Source organism: Variovorax sp. ISS6 (assembly GCF_056523145.1).
In genome coordinates this window covers 1756156-1773521 of the sequence record NZ_JAWRZC010000002.1, presented here as the reverse complement: position 1 = coordinate 1773521, position 17366 = coordinate 1756156, and the positions used below count along the sequence as shown (strand labels likewise).

Here is a 17366-nt window from a genome sequence, read left to right as displayed (position 1 = left end):
TTGTGGATGTATGTCCATATTGTAGACATCGACATGCGGCGCACATCTTTGCGTAAACCCTGATGGCGCGCGCGACCGCGCCGCCGCATGGGCGCGGCGGTTCGGATCACAGGAGGTGTTTGCGCTCAGTCGAGGCGGACGGCGGCGGGAAAGGCTTCGACGAGGTGCTCGATGAAGGCGCGCGCGGCCGCGCTCATGCCGCGCCGGCTCGGCATCAGTGCCGAGATGGTCGAGTCGGCCGCCACCCAGTCGGGCAGCACGCGCCGCAGGCGGCCGGCGCGCAGTTCGTCGCGGCAGATGTAGGCCGGCAATGCGACCACGCCCATGCGCGCCTCGGCCGCGCGCTTCAGGGTCACCATGCAGGTGCCCTCCATGCGTGGGCGGATCGCGACCTGCACGGTCTGCGCGCGGTCGTCCTCGCGCTTGAGCTGCCACAGGGGCGCGAGGCCGCCGCGCTTCATGAACAGCGTCGCGCAGCCCAGCAGGTCGTCGGGCGTCTCGATGGCGCCGGCGGCCTCGAGGAACTCGGGCGCCGCGAACAGGTGCCAGGGCGCTTCAGCGAGCGGGCGCTGCACCAGGTTCGAATCGGGCAGCGCGCCCGAGTAGGCGCGGATCGCGAAGTCGTAGCGGTCGGCCACGATGTCGACGTTGGCGTCGCTCGCGTCCTGCAGCAGGTTGACCTTCGGGTACTTAGCGAGAAAGCTCGCGACCATCCCGGTCATCGCGAACTGCGAGGTCGCGACCGACACCGTGTAGCGCACGGTGCCCGTCGGCTCCGTGCTGCGGCTGCGCATCGCGGCTTCGGCCTCGTTGGCGCGCGCGATCGTGGCGACCGCATGGCCGTAGAAGGCTTCGCCCGACTCGGTCAGCGTGATGCGCCGCGAGGTGCGCGCCAGCAGCGTCAGGCCGAGCTCGGCCTCGAGCTGCTGGATGCGGTAGCTGATCGTCGACACGGGGCGCTGCAGCGCGCGCGCCGCGGCCGAGAGGCTGCCCCGGTCGATCACTTCCACGAAGTACCGAAAGTCGTTGAGGTCGAGCACGCGTGTCCTTCGCCGATGAAGTCTTCGAAGCCGCGCCAACTTAGCATGTTCCGCGACGGATCAGGCGCTCCAGTGACGAGCCACGAACGCAGCCGCGCGGTCGAGCGACTTGCGCGCACTCGCGAGTTCGCGCGTGTTGAGCTGGAACACGTGGTGCATGCCCTGCCATTCCTCGAGCTCGACCTGGGCGCCAGCGCCGCTGGCCGCTTCCACGAGACGGCGCGAATCGTCGCGCAGCACCTCGTCCGAGCCGACCTGGACCAGCGTGGGCGGCAGTCGTCCCAGGTCCGCATCGAACAGCGGCGAGCCGCGCGAATCGCTGGCCGGCGCGCCGCCCAGGTAGGCCGCGGCCGAAGCGCGCAGATAGCCCACGTCGAGCAGCGGATCGCCCACCGCCAGTTCCTGCGCGCTCGCGCCGCTCAGGCTCAGGTCGGTCCAGGGCGAGAACGCGACCAGCGACGACACGGCGATGCCCTGCCTCGCGGCCTCGAGCACGGTCGCGAGCGACAGGCCGCCACCGGCCGAGTCGCCCGCCACCGCCACCGCGCCGAAGCGCTTGGCCAGCCCCGCGAGCGCGCGCAGCGCGAGGTCGCGCGCCGCGGGCAGCACGGCCTCGGGCGCCAGCGGGTACTCGAGCACGAAGACGGGCACGCGCGTGCGCGCCGCGAGCTGGCTGGCCAATCCGACATAGGCGCTCGCATGGCCCAGGCCGTAACCGCCGCCGTGGATGAACAGCAGCGCGCGCCCGGGCACGGCCTGCGCGGGCTCCACCCACCAGCCGGAAGCGGCTTCGTCGACGGCCTCGCGCGCCGCGACCTCGGAAGCGGTGGGCGTCTGAGCGATGAAGCGGTCGTAGATGTCGCGCGGCGTGCCGGGCGCGGTGGACCAGAAGCGGCCGAACTCGAGGCGCAGCGCGCGCGCCGCTGCGATGTCCTGGGGATCGATGGGAACGAGGGCCATCAGCGAACTCCGAAACCGTGGCCCGCGAGATGCCAGGCCATCATCATGGTGGTGATGTTGGGCGGCGCGCTCGGTGCCCTGGGCATGATCGACGCGTCGATCACGAACAGGCCCGGCACGCCGTGGACGCGCCCGCCGCCATCGACCACGCCCTGGCCGGGCGGTCCCATGCGGCAGGTCGAGGTGGGGTGCGCATAGCCGTCGAGCTGCTGCTCGATCGCGCGCCGCAGGTCGTCGCCATCCGAGAACTCCGGCCCCGGCGCCATCTCGGCCGCGACCATCTGCGCGAACGGCGACTGCCGTCCGATCGCGCGCGACAGCCGCACGGCCTCGAGCATGCGCGCCATGTCGCGCGGCGTGCCCAGCAGGTTGTAGCGGATGCGCGGCGCGCTGCGCGGATCGCGGTCGGCCAGCTCGAGGCTGCCGGTCGCCTCGGGCTGCGTCACCGACACCGCCAGCACGATCGCACCGCCCGTGGGGCTCAGCGCCGGATCGAACAGATGGGTGGCCGAGATGTGCAGGTCGAGGTCGCCGGGCTCGGCCTGCGAGGACGCGGCCCAGAGGATCGCGCCCGCCGCGGGATGCATGCCGGCCGCCTCGGGCGTCAGCGCGTAGACGTTGTAGTAGAACGGATGCTCCTGCAGGCCCTGCCCCACCGGCAGTTCGGCCACCAGCGGAATGCCCAGCGACGCCAGGTGCGGCGCGGGGCCGATGCCCGATCGCAGCAGGATCGCCGGGCTGCCGAAGGCACCCGCGCTGAGGATCACCTGGCCCGCGCGATGGCTCTGGCCCTCGGCATCGACCACGCCCACCGCGCGCCCGTCCTCGAACAGCACGCGGTCGATCTCCACGCCGCCACGGATCGTGAGGTTGGGCCGCGCACGCACGTCCTCGCCGAGGAAGGCGATGCCGGTGTTGATGCGCCGCCCCGAGATCACGTTGAGCGGATAGGGCGCGACGCCGGCCTGCTGTTCGCCGTTGAAGTCCGCGACGCGCGCGAAGCCGAGCGCGGCCGTCGCATCGACGAAGCCATTGAGCGCCGGCGTCAGTTCGTCGCGCCGCCGGTTGCGGATCGGCAGCGGACCCGCGCGGCCGCGCAACGCATCGTCGCCGTCGGGCGTGTTCTCGATCGCCTTGAAGGCCTCGAGCAGCTCGGGCCACTGCCAGCCTTCGATGCCGAGCGCGCGCCACTTCGCGAAGTCCGCGGGCCGCGAGCGCATCGCCACCGCCGCGTTGACGGCCGAGCTGCCGCCCAGCGTCTTGCCGCGCGGCGCGTGGATGCTGCGGCCCGCGAGGCCGGTCTCGGCCTGGTAGCCCCAGTCGTGGCCATCGGGTCCGCCGGCCGTATCGGCATCGGCGAGGTCGCGTGGAAACACGTTCGGCCGGTAGGCTTCGCCGGCTTCGAGCAGCAGCACCTTGCGCGCCGGATCGGCGCTGAGCCGATGCGCCAGCACAGCGCCCGCCGAGCCGCCACCGACGACGATGACGTCGAAGGCAGCGCTCATCGCGACAGCGCTCCGGCCACCTGGCCCATCAGCACCGCGAACGGCATGTCGAGCGCGGCATACACGTCGAGCGCCTTCGGATCGGCGTTGTCGCCCATGATCTCGACCATCAGGGTCGCGTAGTCGGAGATCTCGATGCCGAGCGTCGTCAGGCGCGCGATGCCCGCTTCGCGCTTGGCGGCCGAGAAGGTGCCGCAGGCGTCGATGGCAACGATCGGCTGGTAGCCCTCCTCGCGCGCCGAGATCGCCGGCAGCGAGGCGCAGACCTCGAACGACAGCCCCGCGATGATCAGGTGGTCGCGCTTGGTTGCCTTCACCGCTTCCACGAAGGGCGGGTAGTCCCAGGCGTTGACCGTCGAGCGGTCCATGATCTCGCCGCCGCCCAGCGCTTCCTTGAGTTCGGAGGCCGTCGGTCCCCACATGCTGTCGCGCGCCGTCGTCACCGCGACGATCGGCAGGCCCAGGACCTTGGCCGCTTTCGCGAGGCCGAGGACGTTGTGCTTGAGATCGCTGACCGTCATGTCGCGCACGCCGGTCATCAGTCCGACCTGGTGGTCGATGAGCAGGACGGCCGTGTTGTCCCGCGTCATGCGGGTGCGTTGGGCTTGCATTGGTGTGACTCCTTGCGATGGGTGGATGCGGGTTCGAAACGTGAGGCATTCGAACGGATGCGCCAGGCAGGGTCAACGAGATCGGCGGGGATCGGGGCTGGAAGGATCTTCCAATGGGTTGGAGGGTGGGAGAGGTTCCAATGGGGCGGATGCTTTGGAGATCGCGAGCGCAAGCGACCGCGCCTCAGCATGGCCGGCGTCCAAAGCCTCCATGGACTACCGCGGCAGGGAACGCTGGTCGGGATAGGGGACCTTGTGACGCAGCACGCCAAAGGCGACGAGCCCGCCGAGACCGGGCAGCAAGAGAGGCAGCAGCCCATAGCCGACCCAGCTTCGTTCGGCCAGGACCGCCGCACGCCCGATCAGCACGTGGAACGCGAAGAAAAGCGCGACATATCCCGCCGTGCCGTACGTTGCATACCGTGTGTCCGGAGAGCCCGCGAAGAAGAAGCCCATCACCATCAGCAGGAAACACAGGCGTGCCCAATTCAAGGTCTTGTGGGCATCGATCAGGCGAAGTTCGGCCGCCGACGGCGGCGTGCGCTGGACTTCAGCCTCGGAGCCCAAGCCGGCCTTTTCCCTACGCTCCTTCACGTAGCTGTGAAGAAACACGGTCCCGATGAATGCCATGCTCAAGCCGAGGATGACACCCCAAGCACCGCCGACCACCGCGTTGATGACCACGAAAAAAGCGGCGAAGGTGGCGATGCGAAATCCGAGATTCATCCTGGTTCCCTCCTGGTTTCAGCGTCCGGAAATCCGGGTCGTTTCGTGCATTGGGTGACGCGCCACGCGCGCTCATCGAAGCTTGATTTGCTACAGCTTCGGCATGGCCTCTGCGCTCAACCGCCGTGGCTCTCGCTCGGCCCTTCGGTCCCATCCGCATTCCAGAAGCGCCACACGCCGACTTCACTCCCGTCGCGATAGTGCCCCTCGGAGGCCCGCCGGCCATCGGGATGGAAGTCGCGCCACAGCCCGTCTTCCTTGCCGTCGACGTAGTGGCCTTCCGATGCCACCGTGCCGTTCTCGTGATAGGCCACGAACGAGCCATGCCGGATCCATCGCGTCCTGTCGGGCGACATCACCCTCGTGTAGCGGAATCGGATGGTTCCGGATTCGTAGGGGATCTCGGCGATGTTGAGGTCGGCTTCGGTGGTCATGTCGTGGTTGCTGAGAAACGCGTTGACAGGCGGATGGTAGTGGCGGCCAATGGAATCGCCAGAATCCTGCCGCCGGCGCGAGCGCTCACGGTGCTGGTCGAACGCCGAGTGCTTCTTCCAATTCCTCATCGGGCACGAACGACCCGGTCAAGGCCTCCCGTAAGCCAGCGATGGCATCTTCAGCCAGCACGAGATTTGCGTGCTCCGCTTGGAGGGCATGGTAGTAGTCCAGGCGACGCGCATCGACCAACGCGACGTAGCGCACACCGTTCCTGGTCAACATCTTCTCCGATCCGCTTTTGACCACCTCCGCGGCGAGTGCAGAGAGACGAGCGCGCGCTTCGCTGATGGGAACAATGTCCGATGCTCTCGATGCCATTTCGCTGAGTCCGATAGGGATTGCGTCGACGTCAGTCTAGCAACCGCCTTCGCTCATAGCCGCAAGCCCGTTCGACTTATCCACCCCCACCCACGACCTGCACCGTATGCTCCCCCAGCATCGGCGCCCTCGCCTCCCGCTTCACCCCGCGCTCGCCATTGAAGCGAATCGGCTCCACCACCGCGCGATAGCTGCCCAGCGTGGGATGCGCATGCGTCTCCAGCAGCCCCTGGTGGGCGACCTGATCGTCGTCGAACACCTCCTCGATGCCGCGCACTACGGTGCATGGCACGCGCGTGCCGAAGATCGCTTCCCATTCGCGGGCGTCGTGCCGCATCAGCGCGGCGCGCAGTTGCGGCACCAGCTCGGCCTCGTTGGCCTTGCGCAGGCGCATGTCGGCAAAGCGTGGATCGCGCGCGAGGTGCGCGAGGTCCGTGAGTTCGCACAGCGCCTCCCAGAACGGCTGGGTCTGGGCCTGCAGGTAGACGTAGCCTTCGCGCGTGGGGTGGATGCCCGAGAGCGCGCCGCCGCGCAGGTCGCGGTCGACGCCGGGGCCCTCGCCCTCGGACCACACCATGCGGCCCGCCTGCATCGCGAGCGCCGCTTGCAGCAACGAGGTATCGACGCGCTGCGGCAGGCCGGTGCGTTCGCGCTGGAACAGCGCGGCGCAGATGCCGGTGGCGATCAGGCTCGCGCCGTAGAAATCGACGGCCGAACCCCACACCACGCGCGGCTCGTCGCCCGGATAGCCCTGCGCCTTGGCGATGCCGGTGCGGCATTGCAGCACCTGGTCGAAGCCGGGACGCTGCGCCTGCGGGCCATCGGGGCCATAGCCGGTGAAGCTGCAATAGATCAGGCGCGGCTGGATCGCGGTCAGCGTCTCGCAGTCCAGCGCCAGCCGCTCGGCCACGCCGGGGCGGAAGTTGTGCAGCACCACGTCGGCCTGGGCCACGAGCCGGTGGCAGGCCTCGCGGTCCGCGGGCTGCTTGAGGTCGAGCACGATGCTGCGCTTGTTGCGGTTCACGCCGATGAAGGCGCGGCTCTCGCCGGGCAGGGTCGAGGGGTAGTACCGCATCGGGTCGCCCTCGGGCGCCTCGATCTTGATCACGTCGGCGCCCAGGTCGCCCAGCAGGCTCGCGCCATAGGGGCCCGCGATGTAGGTGGTGAAGTCCAGCACCTGGATGCCGTCGAGTATCTGTTGCGCCATCGATGTCGTCGTTTCGGGTCGTGGAGTGTGATGAAGAACTAGGCAAGCAGGCGGCGCGCGCGATCGACCATCGGGCGATCGATCATGCGGCCATCGAGCCGCAGCGCGCCCAGGCCCTCGGCGTCGGCGCGGGCATGCGCCTCGAGCACCTTGCGGGCCTGCGCGATCTCGGCCTCGGTGGGCGCGAACACGCGGTTGAAGACCTGCACCTGTGCCGGGTGCACGGCGGGCGTGCCGCTGAAGCCCAGCCGGTGCGACAGGCGCGCCGCGCCTTCGAGCGCGTCCATGTCGTCGAGCTCGGCGATGGAGGCGGCCAGCCCCCAGCAGGCCAGGCCCTCGGCCGCGGCGCACATCGCGACGCGCGCCGCGGCTGGCACCAGCAGGTCGGCATGCGGAGGACGGCCGATCGCGGCCGCGTAGTCCTCGGCGCCGAAGCCCAGCGCGCGCAGGGCGGGATGGGCGGCCGCGATCGCATCGGCGCGCAGCACGCCGCGCGGGGTTTCGATCAGCGCGACCAGCGAGCGCGGCCCGGTCGAACCGCGCTCGCGCGCATGCCGCTCGAGGTGCACGAAGGCCGCGCGCACCTCGCTCGGCGACTCGACCTTGGGCAGCATGACGGCATCGACGCCCGCGGCCACGCAGGCCTCGAGGTCGGCGTCGAGCAGTTCGGCCTCCGCATTCACGCGCGCCATCAACGGCAGGCCGGTGCCGCGCAGCGCACCGGCCGCATGCGCCAGCGCGAGCCGCGCCTCGGCCTTGCGCTGCGGCGCGATCGCGTCCTCGAGATCGAGGATCAGCGCCTGCGCGCCGCGCTCGCCCGCGCGCGCGAAGAAGCGCGGCTCGAGCACCGGCACGAACAGCGCACAACGAATGCGGTGGGCGTCCATCGGCGGCTCCTCAGTCGGCGGTGATGCCCAGGCGGGCCACCACGCCTTCCCACACCGGCGCGTCCTTCAGCATCTGGGTGCGGAAGCTCTCGACCGGCATCACCAGCGGCTCGGTCTCCATGCTCGCGAACTGGGCCTTGACCTCGGGCGAGGACATCACGGCCGCCATCTCGGTGCTGATGCGCTCGACGATGGGCGCGGGCAGCTTCGACGGGCCGAACAGCCCGCCCATGGTGTTGAGCGTGAGGCCGGGATAGCCGAGCTCGGCCATCGTCGGCACGTCGGGATAAGTGGCCAGGCGCTGCGCCGAGGTCACGGCCAGGGCCCGCAGCCGGCCGCCGCGGATCAGCGCACCGGCGGCAATCGGCGAGTCGGTCGAGAACAGCACCTGCCCGCCCGCGAGGTCGGCCAGCGACTGGCCGCTGCCCTTGTAGGGCACGTGGGTGGCCTTGGCATTGACCTGCTGCAGGTACATCTCGGTCGCCAGGTGCGTGAGCGTGCCGGTGCCGGAAGACGAATAGCTCGACGGCGCGGCCGCCAGCCGCTTCGTCAGTTCCTGCAGGCTGCGCGGGCTGTCGGGCTGGGTGCCGACCAGCACCATGTAGGGGCTGCGCAGCGCCGCGGCCACCGCGGTGAAGTCGCGCAGGTGGAACTTCGCGTTGCGGTTCATCGCGGGCACCACCACCAGCGGCGCGGTGGTGCTCAGCAGCAGCGTGTAGCCGTCGGCCGGCTGGTCGAGCACGAACTGGTGGCCGATGATGCCGCCGCCACCGGCCTTGTTCTCCACGTACACGCTCTGCTTGAGCCGCTCGCCGAGCTTGCTCGCGAGCAGGCGCCCGATCACGTCGCTGCCCGAGCCGGTGCCCTGGGTCACCACCAGCCGGATCGGCTTGCTGGGGTAGGTGTCGGCCAGCGCCAGCGGTGCCACGCCGGCCAGCGGCAGTGCGGCGCCCACGGACAGCGCCCGGATAAAGTCTCTACGATGCATGCGTTTGTCTCCAGTGGCGTCTGCTTCGCCTAATTAGTCGAATATTCGAATATTATCTCTTCATGGCGCATCCAACAAGTGCCGGCGCGGCGTTGACCATCCAGGACATCGTCGACGCCATCGTCCGCGAGATCGACGAAGGCCGTTATCCCGTCGGCAGCCTGCTGCCTTCCGAAGCCCAGTTGCAGGCGCAGTTCGGCGCCACGCGCTACCGCCTGCGCGAGGCCATGAGCGCGCTGCGCAAGCTCGGCGTGATCGACTCGCGCGCCGGCATCGGCACCCATGTGCTGGCGCGCAATCCCACGCCCTTCTTCGTGCATTCGCAGCAGACGCTCGAAAGCATCATGGAGGCCGCGCGCACCACGCAACTCAAGCTGGAGCGCGCCGGCCTCGTCGCGGCCGACGAACAGCTGGCCGGGCTGCTGCAGGCCGAGCCGGGCAGCCAGTGGTTCTTCCTCGACACGCTGCGCTACCTGCGCGGCGAGGCGCGGCCCACCGGCGCGCTGTGGCTCTACATGCGGCCCGAGTTCGCGGGCGTGGCCGAGCGGCTGGAGACATGGAACGGCCCGGTCTTCAAGCTGATCGAGCGGCTCTACGGCGTGGGCGTCGCGGTGGTGGAACAGGAGATCGACGCGGCGCCGCTGGAATCGCGCCTGGCCGAGCGCCTGGATGCGGTGCCCAGCTCGCCCTGCCTGCAGGTCACGCGCCACTGGTTCGATGGCGCGGGCAAGCTGGTGCAGTGCTCGGTCGGCCTCTATCCGCAGGGGCGCTCGCGCTATCGGTCGCGGCTGCCGCTCGCGAGCCTCTGAGTTCGAACGGCCGGGCATCGGGCGCCACCGATGCCCAGGCTGTCGGTGTTCACCTAAGGTGACCGCCTTAACAACCAGGCGTCTTCTGCGCGGCGTGGGTGGGCTATAGCATTTTCGGCTTCACCCATAACGAGACATCAATGAAGCGCCTGTTCACGATCGCGATCGCGGCCCTCGCCGCCCTTCCTGCGTTCGCCGAGTATCCCGACAAACCGATCATGATCGTGGTGCCCTTCGCGGCCGGCGGCCCCACCGACAAGGTGGCGCGCGACTTCGCCGAGGCGCTGCGCAAGCCGCTGGGCAACGTGGCGATCACCATCGACAACACCGGCGGCGCCGGCGGCACGCTCGGCGCCGCCAAGGCCGCGCGCGCGGCCAACGACGGCTACACGCTGATGCTGCACCACGTGAGCATGGCGACCTCGCCCTCGCTGTACCGCAAGCTGCCCTACAAGACGCTCGAGGGCTTCGAGTACCTGGGCCTGATCAACGAAGTGCCGATGACGCTCATCAGCTCGAAGTCGGTGCCCGCGAACAACTTCACCGAGCTGCGCAAGTGGCTCGAGACCAACGGCAGCAAGACCAACCTCGCCAACGCCGGCATCGGCTCGGCCTCGCACCTGTGCGGCCTGATGCTGCAGAGCGCACTGAAGATCGCGCCGCAGACCATCCCCTACAAGGGCACGGCACCGGCCATGACCGACCTGATCGGCGGCCAGGTCGACATCATGTGCGACCAGACCACCAACACCACCGCGCAGATCGAGGGCAACATGGTCAGGGCCTATGCCGTGACCACGCAGCAGCGCCTGAAGACGCCGGTGCTGGCCGCCCTGCCCACGCTCGACGAGAGCGGCCTGAAGGGCTTCAACGTCAGCATCTGGCATGGCCTGTTCGCGCCCGCGGGCACGCCCAAGGCAGTCACCGACAAGCTCAATGCGGCGCTGAAGGTGGCGCTCAAGGACCCGGCCTTCATCAAAAGCCAGGAAGGGCTCGGCGCCGTGATCATCACCGATGCGCGCGTCAACGGTCCGGAGCACAAGAAGTTCGTCGAGACCGAGATCGAGAAGTGGGGCGCCGTCATCAAGGCGGCCGGCCAGTACGCGGACTGAGCATGGACCGCGCCATGACGACGAATCCGAACCGCCTGCGCCTACGGCTGATCGCACTCGCGGCGCTGGCGCCGCTCGCGGGCGCCGCCGCGGCCGCCTCGCCGAAGTTCTCCATCGAGCTCGTGGGCGGCCGCATCAAGGGCGACGACACGCTGAAGGTGCGCCAGGGCGACCAGGTGCAGATCAGCGTGGTCAGCGACCAGCCCCTGGTGCTGCACCTGCACGGCTACGACATCGAAACGCAGGTGACGCCGCCCGCACCGGCGCTGCTGAGCTTCAAGGCCAGCCTCGCGGGCCGCTTCCCGGTGCACGAGCATCGCCACGGTCCGGGCAACCACCGCGCCGTGATGTTCGTCGAAGTCCATCCCTAGGCGCGCCCTGAAAACGCTTCGCTTCGGCACCGGTCTCGCGATCGCGTGCGCCTCGGCCGGCGCGCGGGCGCACGGCTTCGGCCAGCGCTTCGACCTGCCGCTGCCGCTGTGGCTGTGGCTCACGGGGGCCGGCGCGACCCTCGTGCTGACCTTCGCGGCGCTCGCGCTGTTCGCGCGGCGCCACGACTTCGCCTCCTCCTTCCTGCGCGACACCGACCTGCTGCGCTTCGCGCCGCTGCGCCGCATCGCGCATCCGCTCGCGGTGGTGCTGCGAACGCTGGGCTGCGCGCTGTTCGTGCTGACGCTGGCCACCGGCTTCCTCGGCAACTCCGATGCCTATGCGAACCTGATCGTCACGATGGTCTGGGTGCTGTGGTGGGTCGGCATGGCCTTCTTCTGCGCGCTGGTCGGCGACCTGTGGGAGATCGTCAATCCGCTGCCCACGCTGTACCGCGCCGCCGCGCGCCTGGTAGGCGGCGGCCGCAAATCGCTGGGCCTGCGCTGGCCGAAATGGCTGGGCGCGTGGCCGGCGGTCGCGCTGTTCTTCGCCTTCGCCTGGACCGAACTGGTGTGGCAGGACAAGGACGTACCCTCCGCCCTCGCCGGCGCCCTGCTGGGCTATGCGCTGCTGAGCTGGGCCGGCATGCTGCTGTTCGGCGTGGAGGCCTGGCACCACCGGGCGGATGCCTTCGCGATGGCCTTCCGCGTGCTGGGCCGCTTCGCGCCGCTCGAGCTGCGAGGCTCGACGCCGACCGAGCCTGCGCGCCTGCGGCTTCGGCCCTACGGCGCCGGCCTGCTGACGACCGAACCGGTGCCGAATTCGGTGGCGGCCTTCGTGCTGCTGATGCTCGCGACCGTCACCTTCGACGGCTTCCACGAAACCCCTCTGATGGACCGCATCGGCACCGCCGCGCAGACCTCGCGCACGGTGGCCGAGACGCTGTTCACGCTCTCTTCCGCAACCGGCATGGACGAGACGCAATGGCTCAACAGCGTCATGCTGCTGCTGTTCCCCGTGGCCTTCGTGCTGATCTTCCGCGCCGTGGGCGCGTGGATGCTGCGCCTGGCCGGCAGCACCGAGCGCGCGGCCGTGAATGCCATGGTCTGGAGCCTGGTGCCGATCGCCGTGGCCTACCACCTCGCGCATTACGCCTCGCTGCTGCTGACGACAGGACAGTTCATCGTGCCGCTCGCCTCCGATCCCTTCGGCTGGGGCTGGAACCTGTTCGGCACGCGCGGCCGCGCGGTCGACCTCGGCATCGTGAGCCCGGCGGTGTACTGGTACACGGCCGTGACGCTGATCGTCGTCGGTCATGTGCTCGCGGTCGTCGTCGCCCATGTCGAAGCCACGCGCCGCTTCGCGAACCACCGCGCGGCGATGCTGAGCCAGTTGCCGATGCTGGTGCTGATGGTGGCCTATACGAGCCTGAGCCTCTGGATCATGGCGCAGCCGATCGTGGGGTGAGCGGCATCAAGGCAAGGCTGCCTGGCGCTTCAGAAACCCCTCGACCACACCCGCGAAGTACGACGGATGCTGCTGCATCGGGTAGTGCCCGCAATCGGGCACCACCCGCAGCTCCGCGTTCGGATGCCACGCGAGGAAGGTGCGCTCCATCGCCTCCGCATCGAGCCCCGGATCCTTGTCGCCGACGACGACCAGGAACGGCGTTTCGAGCCCCCGCACCTCGTCGGCGAAATCGGCCGTGACCAGCATGTCGAGGTAGTGCCTGCGGCATGCGGGCGCCACCGCCTCGCGGTGGTGCCGCACCTTCTCCTCGACCCATTCGTCGGGCAAGCCCCCGCCGACGAACTTGAGCAGCCGCCGAAGCGCGTCGTCGTCGTCGGCCGTGCTCGCGAAGAAGGCCAAGGCCTCCGGACTCAGTTTGTTGCCGGCGGCTGAAACGGGGCACACGGCGATCGCGCTCGCGATGCGCGAGGGCGCGTCCGCCGCGAGGCGTTGCGTGACCATCCCGGTCATCGAATGACCGAGGACATGGAAGCGCCGCCAGCCGAGGCGGTCGGCGAGCGCGAGGCAGTCCGCGGCGATCTCCTTCACCGTGCACTCGCCCGGCAGCGCGATCGACAGCCCATAGCCGCGCAGGTCGGCGAAGACGTGGGTGAACGCCTGGCCGTCGAGCCAGGGCAGCAGCACGTCGTAGTTCGCGTGGTCGCCGAGCCAGTCGTGCAGGACCAGCACGGGGATCGGCCCATGGCCATGCCGGGCGTATCCGAGGCCGGCGTGCGATGCGGGGCGAATCTCGAGGGGTGCTTTGATCTCTGGGTTCCATGGAAGTTGCGGAACAAAAAGAAAACGCCCTCCCGGCGAACCGGGAGGGCGTTTTGAAAGTGCCGCGATGTTATCGACCGCGCGAGCGAAGGTCAACAGGCATGCACGGTCCTTCGCATCTTCAGCTCTTGAGGTTCGCCACCGCCAGCTTCCCGCCGCTTTGCAGGTAGCCATTGGTCGTGAACGAGCAGCCCTCGGTGCAGCTCAGCGAGAAGAAGCCCTTGTTGCCGCCGTTGTCGGTCACCTGCAGGCGGAACTTCGCGGGCTGGCCGTCGAAGCTGCCGTCGGCGTCGATCTGCACCGAGTTGCTGGTGGCCGTGACCTGCGCGCCATCCGCGTCGATGGCCGAGCCCAGGCGCGTCACCGCACCCAGCTGCACCTTGTTGCCCAGGCCCTCGATGCTCAGGCTGACGCTCGGGCCCTTGCTGTCGCGGCCGGCCTTCAGCGCCACCGTGAGGTCGCCCTGCGCCGTCGCCACCTTGCCGCTGACGTTCGCGCTGCGGCTCATGCACGGGTTGTATTGCGGGTTGGTCAGCTCGAGCGAGACCAGGCCGCCCTGGTTCCAGCCCGTGTAGTAGAGGCAGTTCTCGGCGTCGTAGCGCGGGTCGGGACGGGTGAAGTCCATCTTGCTGGGCGTGTTGCGCCGCGCGACGTAGTAGCCGATCTCCTTCGGGCTGGTCGGATCGGTCCAGTCGGCGAAGCGGATGCCGCCCGATGCGGCCGCGTAGACGGCCACGCGCATGTGGTTGCGGTCGTCGAAGTTCAGGTAGTGGACCATCGGGACGTTGCCGCCCTCGGCCACCAGCGTCGGGCAGACGCTGGCCTTGTTGGCATCCTGCTCGTAGGTGCCGACGATCTTCGGATGCTTCTCGTCCGAGATGTCGATCATGCGGCCGAAGCTCTGCTGCTTGCACTGGTTCGGCAGGCCGTTGGTGTCGCTGGTCGTCAGGGCGTACGACTCGTCGGTCGAGACGATGTACTCCTTGCCGTTGACGTGCCGCACCCATTCGGTGGCGTGCGTCGCGGCCGTCGAGGTCATGCGCGCATAGCCGCCCTGCTCGAACTCGGGGTTGGGCTGCTGGTCGCACCACGAGAGGAAGCTCACGTACTTGAGCTTCGGATCGGCCACGCGCTTGACGATGTCGCTCGAGTCCATGATCAGCAGGCCGTTGGCGCAGGTCTGGTCGCGCCAGAAGGTGGTGGTGGGCGTCGGCAGGTTGCCGGCCACCTGGCCGCCGCCGCCGTACACCGCGAGATAGAGCCGCGTGCCGTCGGGATTGGTGCTGACGTCATGGATGTTGGTCGCGGCCATGATGCGCCAGTTCTTGTTGCTCTTCACCTCGTCGGGCAGCTGCGAGCGGTTCCAGCTCAGCAGCAGCTTCGGGTTCTTCGGATCGTCGAGGTTGGTGATGTGCAGGTCGACGCGCTTGTTGTCGATGGTGTAGTTGGCGAAGTTGTCGTCCGTGGGCGAGGTGCCGCCGGTGATGAGCGTGGTGCCGCCGTCCTTGGCCGTGGTGCCGAAGGGCACGCCGTACCAGGTCTTGCCGTCAGGCGAGAGCCAGCCGTCGTGGTGGCCGCCCGAGGACTGGTAGCTCGCGTTCAGCGGCACCGGGTGCAGGCAGTCGCTGACGTCGTAGACGTCCACCATCTTGTTGTCCTTGTAGCCGGCCACCAGCAGGTCGCCCGAAAGCTCGAGGCCCGAGTACGCCTCGATCGCCGCCGGCGTGCGCAGGATCTTCCCGTTCGGGTTGACCGGCGTGGCGGCGGTGGTCTCCTCGCCCCACTTGTTGGTGCTCGTGGCCTTGACGGTGGCCGAGGGCGCGGTGCCGACGACCGTGGTGTCGCCGCTCGCGGGCACGACCTGCATCTTCGTCGGCGTCTTCATGTCGAACACGATGATGCCGGTGGTCAGCGCGGCATCGCCGCCGGCCGCGCCATCGCGGTTGGAGGCGTACGCGCAACGCGTCGAGCCCTTGGCCTTGATCTGCAGGTCGCCGAAGGCGCCGCGGCCGAACAGCGTGTTCTGCGCGACCTTGCGCGCACCGCACCAGTAGCCCTGGAAGCCATCGGGATTGGCGGTGGCGTCGTACATCGCCGACTTGGGGATGTGGCCGTTGACGCCCGGCTCTGCCTGGTCCCCGGGGCCGGCTTCGCACAGCCGCGGCGGCGTCACGTACGGCTGGGCCACCGGGCCCGTGTCGGCCGGCGGCTGGTCGGTGGACCCCGCGGGGGGCGGCGCCGATCCGACGATGAGCGGCGCGCTGTCGTTGCTGCCGCCGCAGGCGGCGAGCAGCAAGGCGCTGGTCAGGGCGCCAACCAACAGCAGGTTGGCTCTGGGGGCTTGTCTTCTCTTCATGGTTCTTCTTTCTCTGTCAAAAAACACGGGGCCAGGGGAAAGTCTTCGCGTCAATGTCCGAAGGGGGCGGGGTCGCCCGCGAATGCCGGTTCCACGTCCGGCTCCGGCGGATGGGCCGGGCGGGAAGGCAGCGGCGAGGCGACGGTGCGGTCGGTCTCGATCACGACCGACTGCCCCGCGCCCGCGAGCACGACGCTGTCGGGCTGGATCGCGCTGACGGTGAGGCCCTCGAGGTGGCCACCGACACGCAGTTGCAACAGCTGCGAGTCGTCGGTGCGGCGCATCAGCGCGAAGCTGTCCACGCCATCGGCCGCCACGACCGTGCCGACGAGCTTGAAGGCCGCGACCGACAGCGCGGCGTCGACCGGCTTCGCGGCCACCGGCACGGGCTTCGGCGCCGGCGCCACCACCGGCGCGGGAGCCACAGCGACCGGCGGCATCGGCACGACGGCCTCATCGGACGACGGCCACCACCACGTGGCCGACAGCGCAATGACGCACACCGCCGCAAGCCACCAGGGCCAGCGGATGCGATGCGTCACGGAAGCCTGCATAAGGTGTCGATGTGGTCGTGGAGTGGGCGCAGAGATTAGTTGTGAAAGCCCTGCGTCAGAAGACGACCAACGGTTAAAACGTTCGTCGCAGGTGAGCGCGTGAATCGCATCGCGGGCCCTGTCCGAGACCCTCGCCGACACTGGCGTCACGGCACGAAAGCCGCGTGTTTTCATCGCATGCGGACGTCGATCGCGATGCATCGTTATCCCTTGCGCGCGCGCGCCGCGTCGATAACATCGCCGGCTTCTTTCAATGGAGGCAAGGGACAGCGATGTTGCTGACGACATGGATCCTCGCCGGCGCGCGGGCCTCGGCCATGGCCGCGGCCCTGCTGCTCGCGCAGCACGCGGTGGCCGGCCACGACGCGGTCGATCCCGCCGTGCGGCGCTTCACGGCCAAGGTGACCGGCGTGGGCCAGGCCGGCAAGGCGGGCCGCATCGCCACCTTGCGCTTCGAACCGATCGGCCCGGGCATGGTGGCCCCCAAGCGCAACGAGATGCGCGGCTGGCGGCTCACCTTCATCCGCGGCAAGATGTTCGGCCGCACCCTGTGGCTCCAGAGCAATACGCCCGACGAACTCACGGTGCGCGCCACCGATCCCTCGATGGAAGGCGTGAACGCCGGCGACATCGTCGTCATCGAATTGATCGACCCCAAGCTGGTCGACCCCCATGCGTAGGCTGCTGCTCGCCGCAACGTTCTCTGTCCTGGCCACAGCGGCGGCAGCGCAGACCGTGAAGCTGCCGGCCGACGCGGTCGACGGCTTTCACGCCGCGCTCAAGCGCAAGGACACGGGCGGTGCGCTTTCCTACCTCGACCGTTCGCTGGTGGTGTTCGAGTTCGGCGTCACCGACCCGACGATCGAGGCTTATGCGCTGAGCCACCTGCCGGGCGACATCGACATGGCGGCCGTCTCCACCTGGACCCTGCAGGCGCGCCGCCTCGGCGGCAGCGGCAACGAGCGCTGGGTGCTCAGCACCTACCACGTGACGGGCAAGCTGCCCGACGGCAAGCCCATCGACCAGGTGATGCAGGAGACCGCGATCGTGCGCCGCGCGGGCGACAGCTTCCGCATCGTCCACCTGCACTGGTCGAGCGACAAGCTCTGGGCGCAACCGCCTCGGACCGCCGCGCCCTGA

Annotated in this window: 19 protein-coding genes; 6 read left to right on the top strand and 13 right to left on the bottom strand. The window is 69.2% G+C overall.

Annotated features, from left to right (window positions below; all coding sequences use genetic code 11):
* Nucleotides 1–125 precede the first annotated feature (125 nt).
* The 10 genes from AC1HIL_RS39970 to AC1HIL_RS39925 form a co-directional block, all read right to left on the bottom strand.
* The gene (locus AC1HIL_RS39970; RefSeq protein WP_261211103.1) at nucleotides 126–1040 is read right to left on the bottom strand and encodes a LysR substrate-binding domain-containing protein; all 915 of its coding nucleotides are present in this window, start codon (nucleotides 1038–1040) and stop codon (nucleotides 126–128) included.
* 60 nt (nucleotides 1041–1100) lie between these two features.
* Nucleotides 1101–2000, bottom strand: coding sequence for an alpha/beta hydrolase fold domain-containing protein (locus AC1HIL_RS39965; protein WP_479669405.1), 900 nt, complete (start codon nucleotides 1998–2000; stop codon nucleotides 1101–1103).
* A complete protein-coding gene (locus tag AC1HIL_RS39960; RefSeq protein WP_479669406.1) occupies nucleotides 2000–3505 on the bottom strand; it encodes a GMC family oxidoreductase in 1506 nt (501 codons plus the stop codon). The genes AC1HIL_RS39965 and AC1HIL_RS39960 overlap by 1 nt, the downstream gene beginning before the upstream one ends.
* On the bottom strand, nucleotides 3502–4116 hold the full coding sequence (locus AC1HIL_RS39955; RefSeq protein ID WP_479669407.1) for an isochorismatase family protein: 615 nt from the start codon (nucleotides 4114–4116) through the stop codon (nucleotides 3502–3504). The genes AC1HIL_RS39960 and AC1HIL_RS39955 overlap by 4 nt, the downstream gene beginning before the upstream one ends.
* Before the next feature lie 216 nt (nucleotides 4117–4332).
* Complete coding sequence (locus AC1HIL_RS39950) at nucleotides 4333–4842, bottom strand: hypothetical protein (protein ID WP_479669408.1); 510 nt, start codon at nucleotides 4840–4842, stop codon at nucleotides 4333–4335.
* Between the two features lie 116 nt (nucleotides 4843–4958).
* Nucleotides 4959–5276 (bottom strand): toxin-antitoxin system YwqK family antitoxin, encoded by a 318-nt coding sequence (locus AC1HIL_RS39945; protein ID WP_479669409.1) that lies wholly within the window; start codon nucleotides 5274–5276, stop codon nucleotides 4959–4961.
* Nucleotides 5277–5361: 85 nt separating this feature from the next.
* Nucleotides 5362–5655 (bottom strand): type II toxin-antitoxin system Phd/YefM family antitoxin, encoded by a 294-nt coding sequence (locus AC1HIL_RS39940; protein WP_413765572.1) that lies wholly within the window; start codon nucleotides 5653–5655, stop codon nucleotides 5362–5364.
* Between the two features lie 76 nt (nucleotides 5656–5731).
* Entirely contained in the window at nucleotides 5732–6862 is a 1131-nt protein-coding gene (locus AC1HIL_RS39935) for a CaiB/BaiF CoA transferase family protein (protein WP_479669410.1), read from the bottom strand.
* A 38-nt stretch (nucleotides 6863–6900) separates the two neighbouring features.
* Nucleotides 6901–7749: an HpcH/HpaI aldolase/citrate lyase family protein gene (locus tag AC1HIL_RS39930; RefSeq protein WP_057591236.1), complete on the bottom strand. Its 849-nt coding sequence runs from the start codon at nucleotides 7747–7749 to the stop codon at nucleotides 6901–6903.
* A 10-nt stretch (nucleotides 7750–7759) separates the two neighbouring features.
* Nucleotides 7760–8737 (bottom strand): Bug family tripartite tricarboxylate transporter substrate binding protein, encoded by a 978-nt coding sequence (locus tag AC1HIL_RS39925; RefSeq protein ID WP_479669411.1) that lies wholly within the window; start codon nucleotides 8735–8737, stop codon nucleotides 7760–7762.
* 92 nt (nucleotides 8738–8829) lie between these two features.
* On the opposite strand from AC1HIL_RS39925, the gene AC1HIL_RS39920 reads away from it, so the two are divergent.
* The 4 genes from AC1HIL_RS39920 to AC1HIL_RS39905 all read left to right on the top strand — a co-directional run bounded on the left by AC1HIL_RS39920 (nucleotide 8830) and on the right by AC1HIL_RS39905 (nucleotide 12494).
* Entirely contained in the window at nucleotides 8830–9546 is a 717-nt protein-coding gene (locus AC1HIL_RS39920) for a GntR family transcriptional regulator (protein ID WP_479669412.1), read from the top strand.
* 140 nt (nucleotides 9547–9686) lie between these two features.
* Nucleotides 9687–10658, top strand: a complete 972-nt coding sequence (locus AC1HIL_RS39915; RefSeq protein ID WP_093347169.1) for a tripartite tricarboxylate transporter substrate-binding protein — start codon at nucleotides 9687–9689, stop codon at nucleotides 10656–10658.
* A 14-nt stretch (nucleotides 10659–10672) separates the two neighbouring features.
* Nucleotides 10673–11029, top strand: coding sequence for a hypothetical protein (locus AC1HIL_RS39910; protein WP_479669413.1), 357 nt, complete (start codon nucleotides 10673–10675; stop codon nucleotides 11027–11029).
* A 142-nt stretch (nucleotides 11030–11171) separates the two neighbouring features.
* Entirely contained in the window at nucleotides 11172–12494 is a 1323-nt protein-coding gene (locus tag AC1HIL_RS39905; protein WP_479669414.1) for a hypothetical protein, read from the top strand.
* 6 nt (nucleotides 12495–12500) lie between these two features.
* Here AC1HIL_RS39905 and AC1HIL_RS39900 read toward each other — a convergent pair whose 3' ends face one another.
* The 3 genes from AC1HIL_RS39900 to AC1HIL_RS39890 all read right to left on the bottom strand — a co-directional run bounded on the left by AC1HIL_RS39900 (nucleotide 12501) and on the right by AC1HIL_RS39890 (nucleotide 16214).
* A complete protein-coding gene (locus AC1HIL_RS39900) occupies nucleotides 12501–13226 on the bottom strand; it encodes an alpha/beta fold hydrolase (RefSeq protein ID WP_479669415.1) in 726 nt (241 codons plus the stop codon).
* A gap of 211 nt (nucleotides 13227–13437) precedes the next feature.
* Entirely contained in the window at nucleotides 13438–15672 is a 2235-nt protein-coding gene (locus tag AC1HIL_RS39895; RefSeq protein WP_479669416.1) for an LVIVD repeat-containing protein, read from the bottom strand.
* Between the two features lie 50 nt (nucleotides 15673–15722).
* Entirely contained in the window at nucleotides 15723–16214 is a 492-nt protein-coding gene (locus AC1HIL_RS39890; protein WP_479669417.1) for a hypothetical protein, read from the bottom strand.
* 284 nt (nucleotides 16215–16498) lie between these two features.
* Here AC1HIL_RS39890 and AC1HIL_RS39885 point away from each other — a divergent pair, with 284 nt between their 5' ends.
* Nucleotides 16499–16906 (top strand): hypothetical protein, encoded by a 408-nt coding sequence (locus AC1HIL_RS39885; RefSeq protein ID WP_479669418.1) that lies wholly within the window; start codon nucleotides 16499–16501, stop codon nucleotides 16904–16906.
* Nucleotides 16899–17366, top strand: a complete 468-nt coding sequence (locus AC1HIL_RS39880) for a YybH family protein (RefSeq protein WP_479669419.1) — start codon at nucleotides 16899–16901, stop codon at nucleotides 17364–17366. The genes AC1HIL_RS39885 and AC1HIL_RS39880 overlap by 8 nt, the downstream gene beginning before the upstream one ends.

Excerpts from the sequence above, each read along its gene's own strand:
- AC1HIL_RS39965 (WP_479669405.1), bottom strand. The coding sequence starts at position 2,000 with ATGGCCCTCGTTCCCATCGATCCCCAGGACATCGCAGCGGCGCGCGCG.
- AC1HIL_RS39960 (WP_479669406.1), bottom strand. The coding sequence starts at position 3,505 with ATGAGCGCTGCCTTCGACGTCATCGTCGTCGGTGGCGGCTCGGCGGGC.
- AC1HIL_RS39955 (WP_479669407.1), bottom strand. The coding sequence starts at position 4,116 with ATGCAAGCCCAACGCACCCGCATGACGCGGGACAACACGGCCGTCCTG.
- AC1HIL_RS39950 (WP_479669408.1), bottom strand. The coding sequence starts at position 4,842 with ATGAATCTCGGATTTCGCATCGCCACCTTCGCCGCTTTTTTCGTGGTC.
- AC1HIL_RS39945 (WP_479669409.1), bottom strand. The coding sequence starts at position 5,276 with ATGACCACCGAAGCCGACCTCAACATCGCCGAGATCCCCTACGAATCC.
- AC1HIL_RS39940 (WP_413765572.1), bottom strand. The coding sequence starts at position 5,655 with ATGGCATCGAGAGCATCGGACATTGTTCCCATCAGCGAAGCGCGCGCT.
- AC1HIL_RS39935 (WP_479669410.1), bottom strand. The coding sequence starts at position 6,862 with ATGGCGCAACAGATACTCGACGGCATCCAGGTGCTGGACTTCACCACC.
- AC1HIL_RS39930 (WP_057591236.1), bottom strand. The coding sequence starts at position 7,749 with ATGGACGCCCACCGCATTCGTTGTGCGCTGTTCGTGCCGGTGCTCGAG.
- AC1HIL_RS39925 (WP_479669411.1), bottom strand. The coding sequence starts at position 8,737 with ATGCATCGTAGAGACTTTATCCGGGCGCTGTCCGTGGGCGCCGCACTG.
- AC1HIL_RS39915 (WP_093347169.1), top strand. The coding sequence starts at position 9,687 with ATGAAGCGCCTGTTCACGATCGCGATCGCGGCCCTCGCCGCCCTTCCT.
- AC1HIL_RS39910 (WP_479669413.1), top strand. The coding sequence starts at position 10,673 with ATGACGACGAATCCGAACCGCCTGCGCCTACGGCTGATCGCACTCGCG.
- AC1HIL_RS39895 (WP_479669416.1), bottom strand. The coding sequence starts at position 15,672 with ATGAAGAGAAGACAAGCCCCCAGAGCCAACCTGCTGTTGGTTGGCGCC.
- AC1HIL_RS39885 (WP_479669418.1), top strand. The coding sequence starts at position 16,499 with ATGTTGCTGACGACATGGATCCTCGCCGGCGCGCGGGCCTCGGCCATG.
- AC1HIL_RS39880 (WP_479669419.1), top strand. The coding sequence starts at position 16,899 with ATGCGTAGGCTGCTGCTCGCCGCAACGTTCTCTGTCCTGGCCACAGCG.